A 19,800-nucleotide genomic window follows, 5' to 3' on the forward strand; every position below is an offset into this window, starting at 1 on the left:
GAAGGGAGCACGAAAATGTCAAAGTATCTGGTCCTGATCTTCCAGGACGAAGCGGCGAAACAATCCGACGGCGAGGACATGAGCGCGCCTTACCAGGAGTTCCAGCAGCGCCGCGGCACGTCCCTGCTCAACGGGGCCGCACTGCAGCCACCTTCGACGGCGACGTCCATCCGGCGCGACGGAGCGGGTGGATTCTCGGTCACGGATGGTCCTTTCGCCGAGTCGAAGGAAACGCTGGGCGGCTACTACCTGATCGAGGCAGACGACCTTGACGAGGCGCTGGAGATCGCCAAGGAGGTTCCCGCCGGCATCGGGGTAGAGGTCCGGCCCGTGCGAATGGTCAGCTGATGGCGCAGGCCGCCAGCACGGAGGTTGCTGCCGCGGTTGCCGATGCGCACCGCAGGGAGTGGGCCTTCGTGCTGGCGGCCACCGTACGTGTTAGCGGTGATATCGATACCGCTGAAGAAGCCGTCCAGGACGCGTATGCCAGCGCACTGTCCACGTGGGGTCCGCGCGGCATCCCGAAGAACCCTGGCGCGTGGCTCACGGTGACCGCCCGCCGTCGGGCCCTGGACATGCATCGCCGTGCCGCGACGGCGCAGCGGGCGCTCCCCAAGCTGTTCGATCCGGAGGAGTACACAGAGGACGAGCCGGGCCGGGACTCGGAAGACATTGCCGATGACCGGCTGCAGTTGATCTTCACCTGCTGCCACCCGGCGCTGGCGATTGACGCCCAGGTCGCCCTGACGCTGCGGCTCCTCTGTGGCCTTTCCACGGCTGATGTGGCGCGGGCGTTTCTGCTGCCCGAGGCCACGATGGCGGCTCGGATCACCCGGGCCAAGAAGAAGATCGCGGCCGCGCACATCCCCTACCGTGTGCCGGCGGCGTCCGAGCTGCACGAGCGCGTCGACGGCGTGCTGTCCGTCGTCTACCTGGTGTACACCACCGGGCACACGGCCCCGTCAGGAGCAGACCTGATGCGCCGTGATCTCGCGGAACGCGGCCTTGAGCTCGCGAGAATGCTCCGGCTCCTGCTTCCCCACGACCGCGACGTCGCCGGGCTCCTGGCACTCGTTGTGCTCACCGACGCTCGCAGGGGCGCCCGGCTCGATGAACACCGGGACCTCGTGCTGATGGAGGACCAGGACCGGTCGAAATGGGACCGGCCGGCCATCGAAGAAGGGGTGGCGCTCCTGGGCGAGGCGTTGAACTCGCGGCCCCCGGGCCGCTTCGCCGTCATGGCGGCGATCGCGGCCGTCCATGACGAGAGCGCGTCGTGGTCCGACACTGACTGGCAGGAGATCCTGGGGCTCTACGACGTGCTCATGGAGACGTGGCCATCTCCCGTTGTCCAACTCAACCGGGCCATAGCCCTCGGCTTTGCGGTGGGCCCGGGGGAAGGTTTGGCGGAGCTGGATGCGCTAGGTGCCGTGCCCCAGCTGGCCCGCTACCCCTATTTGGCCGCCGCACGCGCCGACTTCCTGACCCGGGTGGGCCGTCTCGGCGAGGCGCGGGTCGCCTTCGAGGAGGCGTTGATCCTCAGTGAGAACGACGCCGAACGGCGCTACCTCCGGACCCGGCTGAACGAACTGACGGGTTGAGCCGGGCTTAGGGCCTCCCCTTGGGGTGCGACGGGGGCAGTGGCCTCTCAGCGGAATCGCCGGAGGGTGGGCAAGGTCGTGGTCCAAGGCCAGCGAACGCCCGCACCGTCGTCGCATTGAGCTGTACAAAATCAGAAACCAGGCGGTGCAGGCGGAACAAGCCAGCCAGGCCCAGGTCGCCGCCCTCATGGCGGCGCACGCCGCCGTGAACCGGCGGTGGCTGGACGGCCTCATCGTCCTGCCCGAGGCCACCATAGCGGCGCTTGAAGTGGAGATTGCAGGCGAACTGAACGCACCACACACCTCGGAGTAAGGGAGTACGACGGCGGTGCCCCGTCGGGTGGCGACCACGGCACCCCTGTATCCTGACAATGCACGTCGTGGAATCGCCGCCCGCAATCGTCAGTCTCCGATCCGCCCCCGGACACTTGGAATGGATCTTTATCACTACTGACACGCCAGCTCCCGTGGGAATCCCGACGCCGGTCCCCAATCCCTCGCGCACAGCTGCGGTGGATGATCCCGCCGTCGTGACCTGGGCCGAGGCCGGTGGCAGCATGACCGCGCGATGGCGTTCGGCGAACGGCAGGCCGGCGCCGACGCGCGTCGAGGTGGTCTCCGACTCTCTCACGGCCGATGATGCGAACCGGATGGCGTCACAGGGGATCGCGATGCTCTGGCACGGTGACTTCCACAACGCACGGCAGATCCTCAACGCCATGGACCGGCGGATGGGCGCCGGAAAGAAAGAGACCGCAGCAACTCCGGCCGATAGGTTCTATCGGCACCGCCAGTCCCGCTCGCACCGTGCACGCGTTCTCGGCCTGCTGCTGATTCCTCTTGATCCGGGCCCGGTGGTGCCGCTGCGCCGCGCACCGGACATCCGGCAGGCCGCCGCTGAAGCGTACGGTGATATCGGCGAACCTTCCGTTGTGTCCCTGCATGAGCTTGTCGGGGCCATTGGCGCCCACGAGTGGCGACGGAATGGCGTCCACGTCGATGCCCTGCAGGGCCGCATCCACCCGCACTACGGCACGTTCTTCCCCACCCGGAGCGAGTATGTGGATCTCGTGGCCGCCGCTGCGCTGCCCTCTGACACGCTGGCGTTCGACGTCGGAACCGGCACGGGCGTGCTCGCTGCCGTCCTCGCGCGCCGTGGTGTCCACCGTGTGGTGGCGACGGACAATGAACCGCGTGCCATCGCCTGCGCCGCTGAGAATTTCCGGAACCTCGGTGTCCAGGACCATGCTGAGGCCGTCCTGACCGACATGTTCCCGCCCGGGCGGGCACCCCTCATTGTGTGCAACCCTCCCTGGATTCCGGCCACGCCGCATTCCTCCCTGGACAACGCCGTTTACGACCCCGGGAGCAGGATGCTGTTCCGCTTCCTGAACGGACTCTCCGACCATCTGGAACCGGGCGGTGAGGCCTGGCTTGTCCTCTCCGACCTGGCCGAGCACCTTGGCCTGCGGACGCGTGACGATCTGCTGACCGCCATCACGGCGGCTGGGCTGAAGGTGGTGGAACGGCTAGACACCAAGCCAACGCATCCGAAGGCATCGGACCGCGACGATCCCCTGTTCGAGGCGCGCACAGCCGAGGTCACGTCGCTGTGGCGGCTTGTTCGCAGTTAGCCCGCCACCGCAGCCTTCGCCTCCTGCTTGGCCTGCATCCACTCGCTCATCCACGGCGCCCGGACGCTTGACGTGATCCGGCAGTCGGCCACGAAGGTTCCCCTTGAGCCGGCGTCGATCCACTCCGTGAGCGCCTCAAGGTCCGCCAGTGAACGGATGATCGCCGACTCGGCGCCGAGCGCGCGGGCGATGCCGCTGAAGTCCACTTCGGGGATCAACATGGGCTTTTCGGTCAGGCCCTGGGAGCCGTACTGGTGGATCTCGGCCCCGTAGGCGGCATCGTTGTAGATCACGACGACGGCGCTGCTGGCCGCCCCAATGAGCGATTCGAGGTCGGACAGGCCCATCAGGAAACCGCCGTCGCCGGAGGCCAGCACCAGGGTGCGGCCGTCCTCCACTGCGCGGGCTGCCCCGACGGCGCTGGCAAGGCCGAGCCCGATGGTCTGGAAGGCCGTGCCCACCATGACCAGGTCCTGCGGCCGCGGGATGTTCCAGTACATGGGGGCCCAGCCGAGGAAGTGCCCGCCGTCCTGGACTACGGTGCGTCGCTCCGGCAGCACGGCGTCCAGTGCCGTGGCAAGGGAGCGCGGGTCCAGCCGGCCGTCCGGCGTCTCGACGGAGCCTGCGTGGTGGGCCGGTCCTTCGGCCAGACGCTTGCGGGCTTCCGCCCGCCACGCTTCTGCGCGGCTGGCGTCCGGCGAGTCCGGGTCATCCAGCAGCTGGAGGAGGCGCCCCGCCGCAGACTTCACGTCCGCGCTGACGAACGTATCCACCCGGGGGTTGGTCGGCTGCAGGGCGGTGTCGATCTGGATGACGGTGCTGTCCGGGCCGAGCAGGTGCCCGAACCGCATGGTGAAGGGGCTCAGGCTCGCCCCGGCCACGAGGACCACGTCGGCCTCACCCATGAGCCCGGCCGCGGTGTCCGTGCCGAAGCCGCCCGCGACGCCGAGATACCCCTCGCCCCGGAGCAGGTTGAGCGCCAGGGCGGTTCCGGCGGTCAGCGCGCCCAGCCGGTCGGCGAGCTCCCGGAGCTCCGGGCCGGCGCCGGCGAGGTGCGCACCGCGGCCGGCGAGGATCAGCGGCCGCTTCGCCCCGGCGAGCAGCCGGGCTACCTGGACGAGACCGCCGACGACGTCGTCACTCACCCCCGCTGCCAGCGGCGCCGGAAGCTCTTCATCTGCAGCCTCGAGTGCCGCGAGGTCGTAGGGAATGGCAATGACGACGGCGGTCCGCCTGGTGAGTGCGTACTCCACCGCCTGCCGGGTGATGGCGCCCGCGGCGTCGCGTGTGACGGTGAAGGTGGCCGCGCCGAGGCCTGCGGCGATGGCCGCCTGGTCCACGTCCTGGGGCCGGGCGCCGCTGCTCGGTGCGTCCCCGGTGACCAGGACGACCGGGATCTGCGCCTGGACGGCCTCGGCCAGGGCCGTGAGCGCGTTGGTGTAGCCCGGGCCGTAGGTGGTGGTGCCTGCTGCGAGGCGTCCCGACGTCCGGTAGTAGGCGTCGGCCGCGGCGATGGCGGCGCCCTCATGCCGGACGGCGGAGAAGCGGAGGCCCAGCTTTTCCGCGGCGTCCAGGAAGTAGACATTTCCGTTGCCCATGACGCCGAACACGTCGCTGAGGTAGCTGCTGAGAACCTGTGCCACGCGGCCGGAGACGGTGAGTGTAGTCATGCAGGAATCTTGTGTGCTGGGTCACGGATCGGCAAGAGAGAGTGTTTTGGTTGGGATATTTGGCAACCAACTCTGCTTCAGAGTGAAAATTTGCCCACTTGTGGCGTGAATCACCCGAGCTCAGTGCGCGGGCGGGATTCCTGCTCCGACAGCCGGCTCAGGAGGCCGTCGTAACGGGGCGGCATGAGTTCCAGCACGGATATGGCCGTGCTGGTGCGTTGGATTCCCTCGATTTCCAGGATCTCGTTGGTGATGCGGTAGAGATCGGCCGTACTGCGTGCCACCACCTTGGCCATGAGGTCCGCGTCCCCGGTGGTGGCGTGCACCTCGATGACCTCCGGGATCGCGGCCAGCCCGTCCTCCACCGCACCTGTCCGGGTCTGGCTGATGGACAGTGAGAGGAAGGCCATCAGGTCATAGCCAAGTGCGGCGGGATCCAGCCTGCGACTGAAGGAGCGGAGGGCGCCGCTGCGCTCCAGCCGTGCCAGCCGGGCATGGACGGTGTTGCGTGCGACGCCGAGCGTCCGGGAGAGTGCCAGGGCGCTGGCTTCGGGATCCTTGTCGAGGGCCAGGATGATCCTGCCGTCGAGGGAATCCAGAGTGCGAGGGTTCGCGATGGTCATATTTTCACCACAGTCACTAGAAGTTGAGCAGAAGTCCCAATGGGTTGAGGGTATCTTGCATTGTGGGCCGGGTCACAACCATGATCGGTCCTCATGACCCCCGATCAGCTCCTGACCGCCTCTGCCTCTGCACTGCAGAACACCGCGCTCCCCGCCCTTCGCGGCGCTGTGGCCGGACTTCCGTCCTACGTTCCCGGCCGGCGCGGCGCCGGCGTGGACATCGCAGCCCTCGCCAGCAACGAAAGCCACTACGAGCCACTGCCAGCTGCAGCCGCTGCGGTGGCCGCAGCGGCCGGTACGATGAACCGCTACCCGGACAGTGCCGCCGTCGAACTCCGCGAACGGATTGGCCGCCACCTCGGCGTTACGGCCGGAGAGGTGGCGGTGGGACCCGGCAGCGTCGGCGTGCTCCAGCAGATCATTACCGGCCTTTGCGATGCCGGGGATGAAGTGATCTTCGCGTGGCGTTCATTCGAGGCCTATCCCATCCTGGTTGAGCTGGCAGGCGCCAGGCCGGTCCGCATTCCGCTGGACGACCATGAGGGCCACGACCTCGATGCCATGGCCGCGGCCGTCACTGCCCGCACCAAGGTCATCCTGCTCTGCACCCCCAACAATCCCACCGGCGTGCCGATCAGCCACGAACGCATCGAGGCCTTCCTGCAATCCGTCCGCTCCGACATCCTCGTGGTGATCGACGAGGCCTACGTGGAATACGCCGAAGCGGGCAGCGGCCCCGATTCCCTGGCGCTCTACCGCCAGTACCCGAACGTCTGCATCCTGCGCACCTTCTCGAAGGCCTACGGACTCGCCGGCCTGCGGGTGGGATACGCCGTGGCCGCGCCGGACATCGCCGAGGGGCTGCGCCGGACCGCCCTTCCCTTCTCCGTGAGCGCGCTGGCCCAGAAGGCGGCCATCGCCTCGCTGGATGCCGGGGAGGAGATGGAAGTCCGGGTCGCGGCCGTCAGGCAGGAGCGCACACGGATGGCCGCGCAGCTGGAGGCCCAGGGCTGGAAACTGCAGCCGAGCCAGGGCAACTTCCTCTGGATCCGTGCGGATGACCACCTCCTGGCGTGGCTGGTGGGCGCGTTCGACGCCGCCGGCGTCATGATCCGCGCGTACCAGGGCGACGGCATGCGGATCACCGTTGCCAGCCCCGCCTCCAACGATCGCGTGCTCCGGGTTTTGGAAGCCCACGCAGCCTGATAACCGACTGACCTGAAACCCTATCCGTTCCACCGACAACCAGAGGAATCCCCATGGAACAACAGACAATGACGTCTGCCCGCCCACTTGGCGCGGCCCTCAAACCCCGCCAGCTCACCATGATGGGCCTCGGTAGCGCCATCGGCGCGGGCCTGTTCATCGGCTCCGGCGCCGGCATCCAGGCTGCCGGCCCGGCCGTGCTGATCTCCTACCTCGTGGCCGGCACCCTCATCATCCTGGTGATGTGGGCCCTCGGCGAGATGGCCGCCGCCAACCCGGACAGCGGCGCCTTCTCCGTCTACACCGCCAAGGCCTACGGGCCGGTGGCCGGCGCCACGGTGGGCTGGCTGTGGTGGCTGCAGTTGGTGGTGGTCATCGCGGCCGAAGCGCTGGGTGCGGCAGGCCTGCTGTCCACCATCTTCCCGGCCCTGCCGGTGTGGCTGATGGCCTTCGTGTTCATCGTGGTGCTCACCGCGGTGAACCTCACCAGCGTGAAGAACTTCGGCGAGTTCGAGTTCTGGTTCGCTCTGCTCAAGGTGGCGGCCATCGTCGGGTTCCTCCTGGTGGGCGCTGCCCTACTCTTCGGCTGGCTGCCGGGCGTGCAGTCGCCGGGCCTGGCCAATTTCACCGGAGCCGGCTTCGCACCCAGCGGTTTTGCCGGGATTGCCACGGCACTGTTCGTGGTGGCATTCGCGTTCGGCGGCACCGAAATCGTCTCCGTGGCGGCAGCTGAAACGGCGGAGCCGGCCCGCAGTGTGAAGAAGGCAGTCCGGACGGTGCTGTGGCGCATCCTGGTGTTCTACATCGGTGCGATCTTCGTTATCGCCGCGGTGGTTCCCGTGGGTTCTGCAGGTTTGAAGAGTCCGTTTGCTGCCGTGCTGGAGGCCGCAGGCATGCCCGGCGCAGCCACCGCCATCACCCTGGTGGCCGTGGCAGCACTGCTCTCTGCCCTCAATGCCAACCTCTACGGCGCCTCACGGATGGCATACTCCCTCGCCGAACGGGGTGAAGCGCCGCGTCTGCTCGCTTCCGTGTCGAAGGCCCGGGTTCCGGTGGTCGCGGTCCTTGCCAGCGTCGCCTTCGGCCTTGTCACGGTGGTGCTGGAGCTGGCCTTCCCCGAAAAGGTCCTTCCCGTCCTGCTCAACATCGTGGGTTCGACATGCCTGCTGGTGTGGACGTCCGCGCTCCTGGCCCAGCTGGCGCTGCGGCTCCGGGCCGACCGCGAGGGGACGGAGCTTCCCCTGCGGATGCCCGGATTCCCGTGGCTCACGTGCTTTGGCCTCCTCATCCTCGCGGCGATCTTCACGGTGGGCTTCATCGGCGAGGATTCCCGTCCCCAGCTCCTGAGCACTTTCGCACTCGTGGCGCTTCTGGCGCTGGCGAACTGGCTGCACCACCGTTCGGGCAATGTTCCGGGCCGCGTGGAAGCTTCGGAGCGCGCCAAGGCACCGGTGCTCATCGACTAAATCAGGTGTAGCGAACCACTTCGTGGGTTCACTACACGCGAAGGGCGCGTCCGGCTTTGGCCGGGCGCGCCCTTCCCTATGCGATGCCGGTGCTGACTCGGTCCCGGAAGACTGGGCAGCGGGTGGCCGTTTCTCATCGACATCGCGGTCGGCTATGACACTGGAGTCCACCAGCATCCTCGGAGTTCTGGCAGCATCCGTTGTAGCAGCGGCAAAACGCCGTGTGGGGCCACAGCGCGGCAGAGAGGACGCCAACCCACAGCAGGAACGCTCCGATGCTGATTCTCTTGCCGATGCCCATCACGCCTGCTGTACGCGACGGGCCGGGACTCGGTCCTGCCGAAGGCGGTCTTCGGCCGGCTCAGCGACGGTTGCGCGGGTCAGGAGCAGTTCCCGATGTTCCGGCAGCGGCGGCTTTAGCCTGCGATGGGGCTGCCGCAACCGCGCGGTGGGCGGGAAGCTAACAAGTGACATCAGTGATGCTGCAAGGCCCTGACAGAGTTACAAAAAGCGCTTAGCGAGTATAGAAATTTTTGTAAGTGCTTGCGGCCTTCTGGTTGTCGGTGCCGGGTCTTACAGTGCAGCCATGACGAACACGAAGCCCGCAAAGAAGCGGGCACAGACCATGGAGTGCCCGGTGTGCGGACACGAAGCCTGGCCGATCATGTACGGCATGGTGATGCCGGACGCCAGGGATGAGAACCCCAAGACCGAGTTCGCCGGGTGTTGCATCGACTACGAGCAGAGGGTCTATCCCGCCACGGGCAACGTGGAGATGGGCATACCCGAGTGGGCATGCCAGAACCGTGAGTGCCGGCACCGGTGGTGGTGACAGACCGCCGTCTTACAGGACGGGTCAAGATGTCCGCGAAGGAGCGCACATTGGTCCTAACTTGCCCGGTGTGTGGGCATGAAGCCTGGCCAATTGTTTACGGCATGGTCAACTCGCGGGCAAGGGAACAGAACCCCAAGACTGAATTCGCGGGGTGCGTCGTGGTGGTGGAGCGGAGAGCCGATCCGCTAACGGGCAAGGTGACGAGTGGAAGGCCGAAGTGGGCCTGCCAAAACGCCGGCTGCCGATACCGGTGGTGGTGACGCAGCGGCACGGGGAACCGCGCCCACAGTTATGACGGCAGATGCTGCTCGACGTAGACGCCGAGCATCCTCCTGGCCTTCTCGTACTTATCGGCCAGCTCCGCCCGCTTCTCCGGATTCAGCCGCGCCGTCCGCTTAGGATCGGTGTTGCCTTCGATGTCGGCCACTTTTACAGCCAAGGCAATGGTGTTGTTTCGAATGGCCCCGTAGTACCCGTCGCCTGCGTTTTCTTTCGCCCGGGTGAGCAGAACGACGGCGTCCACCACCTTCTGGCTGATGCCCGCCTTGACCAAGTCATCTGCAGTAATGCCGCAGTCCTCGACGTCATGCAGCCAGGCGGCGGCGACCTGCTCAGGGGCGTTCAGGCGGGCGGCCACACGGCTCGAGGTGCTCGATGTACGGCACGCCGATCTTGTCCGTTTGGAACCGGTGGGCGATGGTCGCGATCGCCTTCGCTGCAGCATCTTGCGGGTTGGCTTCGTGATTTCCCGAGGGGACCCCTTTTCCGGGCCATCGGCCCGCCTTCAACGACAAGGCAGACTATCAACGCCCACTGACAGTAGCGGGCTACCAGGGGCCGGAAAAATGTCAGTGCGGCCGATGACAATGAGCGCATCGGTAAGCAATGAAAGGAGCCGACATGGTGCATACGATCACACGTCTGGAGACCACTCTGGAGCTGATTCTGGATCTTCAGCCGGAGGAAGCGCTGGAGTGGAAAGCTCAATTGAATCAGCAGTACACGGATTGGCAGGACGTGGAGTCGGCGACCCACCTGGTCGCACTCATTCTGGGCATTTCCCGTGACGGCGATTGGCTCGTCGTGCAAACGAAAGGCCTGGATGGCCAGCCGATCGGGCGCTATGCCCAGGCCATGAACACTGGCAGCGGCTACCAGGTGGAGGTTGCCCAGATATGCCGCGGTACCACACGCAACTGGCGTGTGGGTCTGGGTTCGGCGTCAGATGAGGCCGGCAACAGGCCCTTAGGAGGGGTCTGTGCTTCGCAGAATCTGACTCTGGCCGGAACCTCGGAGGTTATGGTGTCCTGGTTGAACGGCCACGGTCTGCCGCTTGGATACGGGGCGGCACTCCACGTTTATAAATGAATTACACGCTATTGCTGAAGTCACCGACATCGGGGGCCTCTGATGAATCACCTCGGCTTTAGGACAATACGGCCCTCTCGTGGGGAGCCTCTCCTGTTAAAGACACGCCCCCATTAGGCTTGGCATCATGACGCTGGGTGAGCGAATCGATGATGTAATAACCAACCCCTCAGACGGACTTTTGCGTCACTTTTTTGATAGAGATGGGCCTTTCGCCGGGGCGACATTCGATGAGCTCGGCGATAACGCCCGTTACGAAATCGGGCCATCTGACTTGGTTGCAGTTAGCCTGCTTGACGTCAGATACGAACCGCGTGCCGTCCGCGCAATCTTGGAGCGGGACGCCGTAGAGCTGTCGGAAATGTTGTCAGAAGTACCGGCTGAAGTGGATTTATGGGAAGCGGAAGACAGAGACCTTGAGGCGGCGCTTGCCCTTCACGAAGCTCTGGATAGCTATGCCGGCGTCGGGGAAACGAAGGCCAGCAAACTGCTCGCTCGAAAGCGGCCACGTCTTATTCCTGTAATTGACAGTGTTGTTCGGCGGGGACTACCGCTAGGCTCCAACCCTGCCAAAGAACTACGTGCAGCATTGGCTGTCGAGTCGCGGCGGGAAGCCATTGAGTCGCTTCGACCAGCAAATCTTTCTTCACTGATTACCACCCTGCGACTACTCGACGCCGCTGTCTGGATGCGCTACAGCCGATCGCGCAACGCCAACCGCGCCCGCGCATCGGTAGGGTTGTAGCCAATGCTCAGGCCCCAAACCCCCAAGACATGATCCCTCCGGCAGTCCGCTTCTACCGCGGTCTGATCTCGTAAACCCGTCCCAGAGCCGGGAAATGGATCAGTGTCCGCAGTACCGGTTTCCCTGTCGCAGCGAGGACGGCATCGCGGTATGCGGCCATCTGGCCAAGGTACTTGTCGCGCACATGTCCGTCTGGGTCGTTGCCCGGGTACGACTTGTGATCAACGAGCACGAATCCGTCGGGTCCTTCCAACAGCAGGTCAATCCAGCCCTCCATGACCTGGTTCTCGGGACGCCAGCCGATCGCTGCTTCGCGGTGCCTGACCCAGCCGGGGAACTCCGCGTCCAGATACGACTCGAACCTCAGCCCTGCAGTGAGCAACAGTGACGGGTCGATCGTTCCCTCCACCTGCCAGCGTTTGACTATCCGCTCGGCGAGGTCCCGCTGCTCAATCGGGTCGAGCACCGAGAACTGCGTCCCGAGATAGGCGTGCACGGCACTGCCGACGGCACCCCAGTCGTCCGATCCGTGCTCCGCAAGCCGGGGACCGAGTTCTGCCACAGCATTGACCCAAGCTTCGTGCCCGACGGAATCCAGGGAGGACGCTGCGAAGCGTGCCAGTCGTGGCACCATGGTCGGCAGATCAACGGGCACATCGTAGAACTGGGGCATCCAGTCCACAGCCGCAAGTGACGCGTCTACGGGGTCGAGTTCTTCTACGCGTGCTGCAAGGATCGTCCCTTCTGCAACCAGGATGGCACCGTCCGAGCTGTCCTCATCGCCAGGCGTCCACGACACGAGCGAGGGCGCACCCAGGTTATTGAGGAGCCCCGGAGCGGCCTTCTTGCCGGTAAGCACTGTGGTTTCAACGGCGCGGGTCATGCCCACATACATGAGCCTGGCCATGTTCCGGCGGTCGCGTTCCTCTGCAGCACGGGCCACATCGCTCGAGTCTCCGCGGGCATCAAGCGGCGAGCCTCCATAGGGGAAAGGACTGGGCCAGAAGCGGATCCAGCGGCCCGCCAGAGGTTGCGCCAGGTCGAAGGCGCCGTCCTGCTCTACTGCCGCGCCAAACGCCGCGAACCGCAGATCCTTATCAAGCCCCTCCAGAATGACGACAGGCCATTCGAGTCCCTTGGCTTGGTGATACGTGAAGACGTTGACAACGTCACTTCCGGCGTTGTCAGCCGACCGCTGTTCCTCGGAGCCGAAGAATGTGAGGAAGCCGCGCAGGGTTGCCGGTGAGCGCAGTGCGAGGCAACGCTCGTAGTACGTCTTAATGACACCGCGGACGGCATCCAGGTTTCTCAGTCGGGTGGCGGGGGAGGACCATCCCGCGATCAAGCGGGGCAGCCCGAGTGCACCGACCACAGCCTCGAAGACCTCTGTGGGCGTGGCTGTTGCTGCCCGTTCCCGGAGAACATCCAGGGATTTGAAAATGGGGTCCGCATTCCACGCTTCGAGTACGGGCGCAGGATCGGCGGTCGACAACAACTCCTGCTGCCAAGTTGCGTTGGCGGAGTGCCCCGGGTGCAGGGCGACGACCTCGGCGAGGGCGACGGTGTCGTACCCGTCAGCTACGTACGCCAGGCCAGCACGGGCCAGTTGCACTTCCCGGGAGTCGGACAACATGCGCGGATTGCGGCTGGCGCGGATGCCCAACTCATGCAGTGCTGCCGAAAGTGCCACGACGTCGGCGTTTGATCGGGCCAGCACCGCAACTTGGCCCGGGTTCAGCTCTGGCTGGCGCGCCAACATGGCCGCCACACCGGCCGCTGTTGCCCTCAGCCGTTCGCCGTCGTTCGTTTGCGGCCGCGTCCAGGCCTCCAGCGTGCCGGGCGACCAGTCAGAGTGTGCGTCCGGGAGCTCGAGGTGGACGGTCGCGGCCGGCATGCCGTGCAGTTCGAACACCGGCTCGAACACGGCGTTGCTCAGGTCAACGACGGCCTGGTGGGAACGCCACGTATGGGACAGCTGCTCCCGGCGGCTCACTTCCTTGACCACAGCCTCCATGAGCTCGGGGTCCGTGCCCCGGAACTCGTAAATGGCCTGCTTGGGGTCACCCACCCAGACGGCCTCCTCTACGAGCCGGCTGAGCTGAAGGAAGAGCTCCAGCTGAAGAGGGCTGGTGTCCTGGAACTCGTCCACCACGAGGAAGCGGATGCGCGACGGGAAGGAGCGCCGGAAGGCCTCGTTTTCCCGGGCAAGGTTCAGGACCAGGGTCTCCTGGTCTACGAAGTCCATGAGCCCGTGCAGCCGTTTGAAGTCTGAGTAGGCGGTGAGGCATTCTTCAGCGCAGGCAAACATCCGCCGAATGTACTGCTCCAGGTCATCGTGGAAGGCGGGGTTGGCGAGGAGGCCTTCCTTGATGGCGCCGGTGACAGGGGCAAAGAGTGCTTTGACCGCGGTCGGCGCAGCGGACCCCACAACCCCTCGCCAGGTCTCCCAGGAGATGTCCTCCACGGGGCCCATGGAGGCAATCTTGTGGAGGATCTTGGGCACGTGTTCGGTAAAGATGGCCGACGTCGTGGTCACCTTCTTCCCGGCAGGCGTCTTGCCATCGCGGACCATGGCCTCAAGATCAGGCACGGTGCCGCGCAGGGACCGCAGCCACTCGTCGCGTTCGTCTGCGCCGGGAGCGTCCAGCAGTTCGCGGAGTCCGGTCCAGGACCGTTCCGCGCAGGCCGCCAGTTCCTCCGCTCCGAGCAGGTTGGTCCGGGCGGCATCCACGATGGCCCGCACAGTCTCCTGCCATGTTGTCGCGTCCCGTGCTCCGCTGCCGTCGGTCCCCATGCGCCGCGCGATGGGCAGGATGCTGGGGGTGTGTTCGGCCAGGACTTCATCCGTGGCCAGGCGGAAGATACTGGCGAGTTGCTCCTCGCCGATGACTTCAAGGGCAGGGGACAGTCCGGCGTCGATGGCGTGTTCCTGCAGCAGCTGGCCACACACGCTGTTGACCGTGCCGATAAGGCTCGCGGGCAGCTGCTGGGAGGCGAGCCGCAGCGCGGCGGCGGCCCCGGTGTCGTCCGTTGCGTCTGCCTGCTCAAGGAGACGGGCCGCGATCCGTTCGCGCAGCTCTCCGGCTGCCTTCTTGGTGAACGTGGTGGCCATGACGGCTCCCGCCGGCAGCCCGGCGGAGATCTGGTCGACAATCTTGCCTGTGAGTGTGAATGTCTTCCCGGTGCCGGCACTCGCCGAAACCATGGTGACGTTGTCCAGCAGGTTCATGAGTAATCCCCTTTAAGTCCGCAGAGGCTTCCGAAGTGGCAGTACCTGCAGTTCGGCTTCACATACAGGCGGCCGCTGTCTGCGGCGCTTGCGGCGGCATCGGGTTCGCCTTCAGCCACTGAGTTGGCTGCTGGCGCCGTTGCCGTTACCCGTCCTGCGAGCACTTCTTCAACGGTGAACTCGATCGCCCGCATGGTCTGCCGCCATAGCTGTGAGGGGTCCTGGCGAGGCTGGATCGTGGATCCGAATTCCGGGTAGGCCGATGCGAACCTGCCCTGCTTCAGCATGAAATAAGCCGTGGGTGAGTCCGGTGGCAAATCGCCAGGATCGAACGCCCACTGGTACAGCGCGAGCTGAAGGGCCTCGCCGCGCAGGATTTCCTCGCGACGGTACTTCTCGCCGTTGGTCCACTTGAGGTCAACGACGACGGTCCGGCCCGCAGTGTCGATGCCAACAGCGTCCGCCCGGCCTGTGACGGGGACCGTATAGTTGTTGCCCCGTGCGGTGAAGTGCAGGTCCTTTTCGAAGCCCCTCTCCATTTCCTGCAGCACCACGCCGCCGCGCTGCAGCTGTTCAAAGAAGGCCATGACGGTGGTTTCGACGGTGGCCCGCACACCGGCCAGACGGCTCTTTTGGCCGGGCAGCAGCAGCTCTGAGGCAAGCTGCGGCAAGAGACGGTCGACGGCGGCCCTTACCTCGTCCTGTTCCGGAACCGCCCGGTGTTCGGCCCGGAGTTCGACCTGTAGCACCTCGACAACCTTATGGGCGAAGATTCCGAGCATCTGGTTGTCGGTCGGAACGCTGGCAGCGGCAGGGACGCGGAGGCGAGATTTGTGCTTGAGCACCCATGCCAGCGAGCAGCCGAGCAGCGTGGACAACTGCGTCGAGGAGAGACTTTCCGGGACGAACGCAGGGTTAGGTCCGACGTCGTGCACGGCCGGTGGTGCGACGGGGCGGTGCTGGGCGACCGGAGCGAGCTGCATCTGACGGCCGGCGAGGGACCAGCGGCCGGTGGCGTCAGTGAGTGCTCCGGGCCTGCGCGTGAGCCGGGCGAGACGGTCAGAGAGGGACTCCTCGGCCAGACTCGGCTGCGCGGCGGCGAAAGCCTCCAGCAGCGGATTGCCTTGCTCCCGCTCGCCGTCGCGCAGTTCGATCTGAACGAGGACCAGGTCTCCGGCCCGGCTGGCGGCAGCGAGTGTCTGGCCGATCTCCAGGGAACTGATTTCTTCTGGGGTTGGCAGGAACACACCCACCCGGGACAGGGCCTCGATGTCATGTGCGTCCCACCGCCGGACAGATGGCGTGTGGCTGTTTTGGAAACCCCACCAGATCACGTGATCGACGTCGTCTGTCAGCTCGGCAAGATGACCGAGGCGCAACCAGGGTGCAGCTTCTGCTGGCTTGAGCGCACTCGATGAAGGGGTGATGACGGCTGCAATGATGCGGCGCAGATCCCGGCGCGAGACGCGGGGGAGCGGCGTCACGAGTGCCAGGATCCGTTGCAGCAGGGATGCGGTTGCCTTGGCGGAGTCGTCTATGGAAGCACGGGCGCGCAATCGGCCGGCTAGCCATTCTGCTCTTTCAGCAAGCTCAGTGCCGCTCACGCCGTTCTCCTCGACGAGAAGACCGGTGCAAAAGAGTAGGTCCAGCGCAGCTGCGAGGTCGGGGCCGAGCTGCTCGTCGGCGGCGATGGCGGAGATGGCAGCAGTCCAGGCTTCGCCTCCGGTTCCGGGCTCTGCCTTCAGAGCATCCAGAACGTAGCGGGCGGCAGCCCGTCGCACGGGTGAGCCCGGCAGGGTAAGGAGCTCGGCGAGAAGCTGGACGTTCGCCGGAGCCCAGATGACTTCGAAAAAGAGCGGAATGAGCTGGTCCTGGGGACGCCAGACGGATGGAGCGCCTGCGCCGACAGCCGGCAGGCCGTGGCCTGCGAGATAAGCGTCCAGGACGGCAGTGTTGTCGGAGGATACGACGGCGGTTCGTTGATTATCTCCGGCCGCGAGCCACCGCGCGCTGTGTTCCGCGGCCTCCCACTCTGTTTCAGCGGTGAAAATCGTCAGCCGCGGCTGGCGGCCTGCGGGCACGGCTTCACTGAGCTGGACTCCACGGTCCCGCAGCTTGCCGATGATGCACCGCCAGACGTGTGGGAACGTGCTCTCAGCGTGCTGAAGTACAAGCTCGTCGATGCCGAGCGGCAGGGGCGAGTCGAGCGCCGTCACCAGCTCGGCGATGTCGTCGGCCAATGAGGGCGCGAGATGCCCAGGCGCGCTTTCCGATTCTGCCAGTGTCTGCAGCAACGGCGACGGTTCTGCCGTGCCTGGCTTCCACTCGGGGAGTGACCCATCCCAACCGTTAGCGACTGCGTCGTCACGCGCGGCGAGTAGCTCCTGAGCCGTGGACCACGGGTCAACCTCGAACGATGCGTGGAACCACGCATCCGGGGAGTCAACGGACCGAAGCCGCTCCAGGTACTGGCTGACACGCTCTGCGTGCCCGGTGTCAGGGCGGGTGATTCCCAAACGTGTCTGCAGCAGTGCCGTGAAGTTTTTTCGGCCCACACGGATGTGGTTCAGACCTGGCTGGGTGTAGGCCCACGGTGCCCGGTCGAGGTGCCACCCGAACTCAATCTTCATTTATCCCCCATGCATTGGCTGGTGGTCGTTTCTATCACGCTAGCGGCAGGGTCCGACAAATGTGTCTCGCCGCAGACGCTGACCCTGGCATCCGTGCGCAGCAGCCTCTGTGCGGAGGACCTCACGCGGCCGGTGATGGTGCGTCAACAACTTCGGATGCGCCTTCACTCGAGCCGGCAACGCCTGGACCAGAGGCTGCCCCGTTGCAGTCATACAGGTATTCCTTCAGGACCTGTGACCGCGAGGGATGGCGCAGCTTCTTCATCGTCTTGGATTCGATCTGGCGGATACGTTCCCTCGTAACTCCATACACCTTGCCGATTGCATCCAAGGTTTTTTCCTCGCCGTCTGTGAGTCCGAAGCGCAGTGCAATCACGCCCGCCTCACGCTCGCTCAGAGTGTCGAGAACTGAGTGGATCTGCGCCTTCAGCTCTTCGCCTGCGATGCGGTCTACGACGTCCGGTTCCGAGGAATCGGCCATCTGTTCCGCCAACGGCTCCGCCCCTCCACGGCCATCTGGGACGGGGAGGTCCAGGGAGTAGATCGGCTTGTCAAGGCCAAGCAGGTACTCGACCTTGTCCGCGGTGTGGCCTGTGAGGCGGCCCAGCTCCTCGCAGCTGTGGGCTACTCCTTTGGTTGCCCCTTCGCGCTGAACCGCCTGGACCTTGTGGATTTGCTCCACCATATGAACAGGGAGCCGGATCAGCCGTCCCTGATCGGCCAAAGCCCGGGTTACGGCTTGGCGGATCCACCACGTCGCGTACGTCGAAAACCTGAAGCCCTTGGTGTAGTCGAACTTGCAGACTGCTCGGTGAAGTCCGATATTCCCCTCCTGGATCAGGTCCAACAACTCCAGGCCGTGGCCAACGTGGCGCTTGGTGATATACACGACGAGTCGAAGATTCGCCTCCAGCAGGGCGTCGGCGGCGCGTTCACCGAGCTGAGCAACCGCAAATAGCTCCCGCGCTTCCCTGCGGCCGCGGGGAGTGCCGTCCCCCAAGAGGCGCCTGGCGAAAAGCCCGGCCTCGATCTCCTGCGCAAGCTCCACTTCCTGTTCGGCAGTCAGGAGGTCAGCCCGTCCGGCTCGCCGCAGGTAGTCGGATACGGCATCGTCGCTGAAACCCTCGAGTCCGGCAAGTTCCTCGGGCCAGTCCTGGTCTTCGAGATCGAATGAGGTGGGCTCGGCTTCGTCCGCCTCGCCCTCGAGGAGTTCCAAGGTGGCCTCTTCCGGCTCTTGGACACCAAGGAAATCCTCCCTTGGCTCACTCTCCGTGCCACCTGGGGATAGTTCCCCGACCGGGGTGCCGCTCCCGCCCACCGGCGGGACGATTTCGGAACCGGGGGCAGGCGGCTGCTCCTCCGTCCGGCGGAGAAACTCCTGCAGCCGGTCGAGGTCCGCCTTCATGTCAAAGAAGTCGACCTCGCGGGCATGCGGCAGAACGCGGCCCAGAAACTCCTCGCCCTGCACCTCCGGGTCCTCGACGGTTCCCTTGGAGTAGAGAACCACCAGTCGGCCCACACGTCCGTCCGCCTTCTTGCGGATGACACGTCCCAGGCGCTGCACCATCTGGCGCTGGCTCCGGTTGGCGGCGACGATGATGCCAAGGTCGGCCTCCGGGACGTCAATGCCTTCGTCGAGCAGCCGCGGGGCCGCGAGAATCTGGGAGGCGCCGCTGCGGAAGTCCGCCATGCCCTGCTTCCGGTCGTCCTTTGCCATCCCGCTGAACAGCGCCGACGCCTTGGTGCCCATCGAGGTGAACAGTTCTTGGGCTCGGCGCGCGGACTCCTGGGTCTGCGTGAAGACAAGCGTGCCCCGTGACTGATCCACGGAATCCTTCAACGAGGCCAGCGCAAGGTACTTCGTCCGTGCCTCTGCCAGCAGCGTGAGTCGGGATGACATGGCCCGCATGTACCTACGGGCGAGCGTTGCATCCCGGCTTGGGGACTCGGAGACTGCCAACGTAGCCACGGCCGCGATGAACTGGTGGAAAGGCCGCCGGGGGATACCGGCATAGGACTCCAGGTGACGTGCCGTTTCAAGCATCGTGTCGGAGAACTCGTCGTAGCTGATCTGTTCCGAAGGGGTCAGGTCAACCCCGACAAGCGCGATATCGAAGGGAGCAAGAACCTCGTCCCGCAGTGCCCTGTCGTACCAGAGGTTATAGACGACCCCGCCGAAATACGGTGTCAGCATGTCTTCATGCCCGCCGTCGGACCGCTCATAGGTGGCCGTCAGCCCAAGCCGCCAAGAGTAGCCTTCCTGGAGCGCGCCGGTAAACATCGGCGCGGCATAGCGGTGGCACTCGTCGGCGATGATCAGCCCGGCCTTGTGGCTGCGCAGAGTCTCCCGGTTGGATGCAGAGTGCACAATCGCCACGAGAATGTCGACATGGTCAAGGGAGTCCGAGCGGCCGTTGCCGAGCGCCCCGCGCCGGGCCTTGGGCAGGTCGCGCTGAAGGGAGGAAAGCCATTGTCCCTGGAGCTCTGCCGTTGGCACGAGGATAAGGACCTTGATGCCCTGCCTGACTGCCTCGAAGGCGGCAGCGATCCCAACGCGCGTCTTACCGGCACCGGTCACAGCCTCGATCACTCCGCGCCGGGCATTTGCGTGCCACGCCTTCAGCGCCTCCTGCTGCCACGCGTAGAGGAAGGCGTAGTCGTACTCGGTCGGGACAGACGCAACAGCACCCGTTTCGGACACCCGCGTCAGCGTCGTGACAGGGAGCGTCGCGTCGTCGGCAAGTTCTGGCATTTCATCCCCCATTGGACGGTTTGGAACTTAGTGAGTGAAGA

General features: G+C 65.4%; 15 protein-coding genes. 9 read left to right on the forward strand and 6 right to left on the reverse strand.

Annotated features, from left to right (window positions below; genetic code table 11):
- Window positions 1-15: 15 nt before the first annotated feature.
- The 4 genes from ABFP37_RS10365 to ABFP37_RS10380 all read left to right on the forward strand — a co-directional run bounded on the left by ABFP37_RS10365 (window position 16) and on the right by ABFP37_RS10380 (window position 3,235).
- Window positions 16-348, forward strand: coding sequence for a YciI family protein (locus tag ABFP37_RS10365; protein ID WP_078027687.1), 333 nt, complete (start codon window positions 16-18; stop codon window positions 346-348).
- Entirely contained in the window at window positions 348-1,601 is a 1,254-nt protein-coding gene (locus ABFP37_RS10370; RefSeq protein ID WP_347033508.1) for a DUF6596 domain-containing protein, read from the forward strand. The genes ABFP37_RS10365 and ABFP37_RS10370 overlap by 1 nt, the downstream gene beginning before the upstream one ends.
- Before the next feature lie 145 nt (window positions 1,602-1,746).
- Window positions 1,747-1,914 carry a hypothetical protein gene (locus ABFP37_RS10375; protein ID WP_347033509.1) on the forward strand — a complete coding sequence of 56 codons (168 nt, stop codon included), beginning with the start codon at window positions 1,747-1,749 and terminating at the stop codon, window positions 1,912-1,914.
- Between the two features lie 199 nt (window positions 1,915-2,113).
- The gene (locus ABFP37_RS10380; protein WP_347033578.1) at window positions 2,114-3,235 is read left to right on the forward strand and encodes a class I SAM-dependent methyltransferase; all 1,122 of its coding nucleotides are present in this window, start codon (window positions 2,114-2,116) and stop codon (window positions 3,233-3,235) included.
- Here ABFP37_RS10380 and ABFP37_RS10385 read toward each other — a convergent pair.
- Complete coding sequence (locus ABFP37_RS10385; protein ID WP_347033510.1) at window positions 3,232-4,905, reverse strand: thiamine pyrophosphate-binding protein; 1,674 nt, start codon at window positions 4,903-4,905, stop codon at window positions 3,232-3,234. The two genes, ABFP37_RS10380 and ABFP37_RS10385, sit on opposite strands and share 4 nt — an antisense overlap.
- A gap of 110 nt (window positions 4,906-5,015) precedes the next feature.
- Complete coding sequence (locus tag ABFP37_RS10390; protein ID WP_347033511.1) at window positions 5,016-5,528, reverse strand: Lrp/AsnC family transcriptional regulator; 513 nt, start codon at window positions 5,526-5,528, stop codon at window positions 5,016-5,018.
- Between the two features lie 93 nt (window positions 5,529-5,621).
- Here ABFP37_RS10390 and hisC point away from each other — a divergent pair, with 93 nt between their 5' ends.
- The 3 genes from hisC (at window position 5,622) to ABFP37_RS10405 (ending at window position 9,032) form a co-directional block, all read left to right on the forward strand.
- Entirely contained in the window at window positions 5,622-6,734 is a 1,113-nt protein-coding gene (gene hisC, locus ABFP37_RS10395; protein WP_347033512.1) for a histidinol-phosphate transaminase, read from the forward strand.
- Window positions 6,735-6,787: 53 nt separating this feature from the next.
- On the forward strand, window positions 6,788-8,200 hold the full coding sequence (locus tag ABFP37_RS10400; RefSeq protein ID WP_347033513.1) for an amino acid permease: 1,413 nt from the start codon (window positions 6,788-6,790) through the stop codon (window positions 8,198-8,200).
- Between the two features lie 586 nt (window positions 8,201-8,786).
- Window positions 8,787-9,032, forward strand: a complete 246-nt coding sequence (locus tag ABFP37_RS10405) for a hypothetical protein (protein ID WP_347033514.1) — start codon at window positions 8,787-8,789, stop codon at window positions 9,030-9,032.
- 292 nt (window positions 9,033-9,324) lie between these two features.
- Here ABFP37_RS10405 and ABFP37_RS10410 read toward each other — a convergent pair whose 3' ends face one another.
- Window positions 9,325-9,672, reverse strand: coding sequence for a hypothetical protein (locus ABFP37_RS10410; RefSeq protein ID WP_347033515.1), 348 nt, complete (start codon window positions 9,670-9,672; stop codon window positions 9,325-9,327).
- Window positions 9,673-9,935: 263 nt separating this feature from the next.
- Here ABFP37_RS10410 and ABFP37_RS10415 point away from each other — a divergent pair, with 263 nt between their 5' ends.
- Entirely contained in the window at window positions 9,936-10,403 is a 468-nt protein-coding gene (locus tag ABFP37_RS10415) for a hypothetical protein (protein ID WP_347033516.1), read from the forward strand.
- Window positions 10,404-10,530: 127 nt separating this feature from the next.
- Window positions 10,531-11,148 (forward strand): DUF6308 family protein, encoded by a 618-nt coding sequence (locus ABFP37_RS10420; RefSeq protein WP_347033517.1) that lies wholly within the window; start codon window positions 10,531-10,533, stop codon window positions 11,146-11,148.
- Window positions 11,149-11,200: 52 nt separating this feature from the next.
- On the opposite strand, the gene ABFP37_RS10425 is transcribed toward ABFP37_RS10420, so the two are convergent.
- The 3 genes from ABFP37_RS10425 to ABFP37_RS10435 form a co-directional block, all read right to left on the reverse strand.
- Window positions 11,201-14,377 (reverse strand): UvrD-helicase domain-containing protein, encoded by a 3,177-nt coding sequence (locus tag ABFP37_RS10425; protein ID WP_347033518.1) that lies wholly within the window; start codon window positions 14,375-14,377, stop codon window positions 11,201-11,203.
- A complete protein-coding gene (locus tag ABFP37_RS10430; protein ID WP_347033519.1) occupies window positions 14,374-17,007 on the reverse strand; it encodes a PD-(D/E)XK nuclease family protein in 2,634 nt (877 codons plus the stop codon). Before ABFP37_RS10430 ends, ABFP37_RS10425 begins: the two co-directional genes overlap by 4 nt.
- Window positions 17,008-17,128: 121 nt before the next feature.
- Entirely contained in the window at window positions 17,129-19,759 is a 2,631-nt protein-coding gene (locus ABFP37_RS10435; protein WP_347033520.1) for a sigma-70 family RNA polymerase sigma factor, read from the reverse strand.
- Window positions 19,760-19,800 lie beyond the last annotated feature (41 nt).

It is taken from the genome of Burkholderia sp. RS01 (assembly GCF_039748055.1).
Taxonomy (GTDB): Bacteria; Actinomycetota; Actinomycetes; order Actinomycetales; family Micrococcaceae; genus Arthrobacter.

What these genes read in the sequence shown, in the direction of transcription:
- ABFP37_RS10365 (WP_078027687.1), top strand. Translation starts at nt 16, where the DNA reads ATGTCAAAGTATCTGGTCCTGATCTTCCAGGACGAAGCGGCGAAACAA.
- ABFP37_RS10370 (WP_347033508.1), top strand. Translation starts at nt 348, where the DNA reads ATGGCGCAGGCCGCCAGCACGGAGGTTGCTGCCGCGGTTGCCGATGCG.
- ABFP37_RS10385 (WP_347033510.1), bottom strand. Translation starts at nt 4,905, where the DNA reads ATGACTACACTCACCGTCTCCGGCCGCGTGGCACAGGTTCTCAGCAGC.
- ABFP37_RS10390 (WP_347033511.1), bottom strand. Translation starts at nt 5,528, where the DNA reads ATGACCATCGCGAACCCTCGCACTCTGGATTCCCTCGACGGCAGGATC.
- hisC (WP_347033512.1), top strand. Translation starts at nt 5,622, where the DNA reads ATGACCCCCGATCAGCTCCTGACCGCCTCTGCCTCTGCACTGCAGAAC.
- ABFP37_RS10400 (WP_347033513.1), top strand. Translation starts at nt 6,788, where the DNA reads ATGGAACAACAGACAATGACGTCTGCCCGCCCACTTGGCGCGGCCCTC.
- ABFP37_RS10405 (WP_347033514.1), top strand. Translation starts at nt 8,787, where the DNA reads ATGACGAACACGAAGCCCGCAAAGAAGCGGGCACAGACCATGGAGTGC.
- ABFP37_RS10415 (WP_347033516.1), top strand. Translation starts at nt 9,936, where the DNA reads ATGGTGCATACGATCACACGTCTGGAGACCACTCTGGAGCTGATTCTG.
- ABFP37_RS10420 (WP_347033517.1), top strand. Translation starts at nt 10,531, where the DNA reads ATGACGCTGGGTGAGCGAATCGATGATGTAATAACCAACCCCTCAGAC.
- ABFP37_RS10425 (WP_347033518.1), bottom strand. Translation starts at nt 14,377, where the DNA reads ATGAACCTGCTGGACAACGTCACCATGGTTTCGGCGAGTGCCGGCACC.
- ABFP37_RS10430 (WP_347033519.1), bottom strand. Translation starts at nt 17,007, where the DNA reads ATGAAGATTGAGTTCGGGTGGCACCTCGACCGGGCACCGTGGGCCTAC.
- ABFP37_RS10435 (WP_347033520.1), bottom strand. Translation starts at nt 19,759, where the DNA reads ATGCCAGAACTTGCCGACGACGCGACGCTCCCTGTCACGACGCTGACG.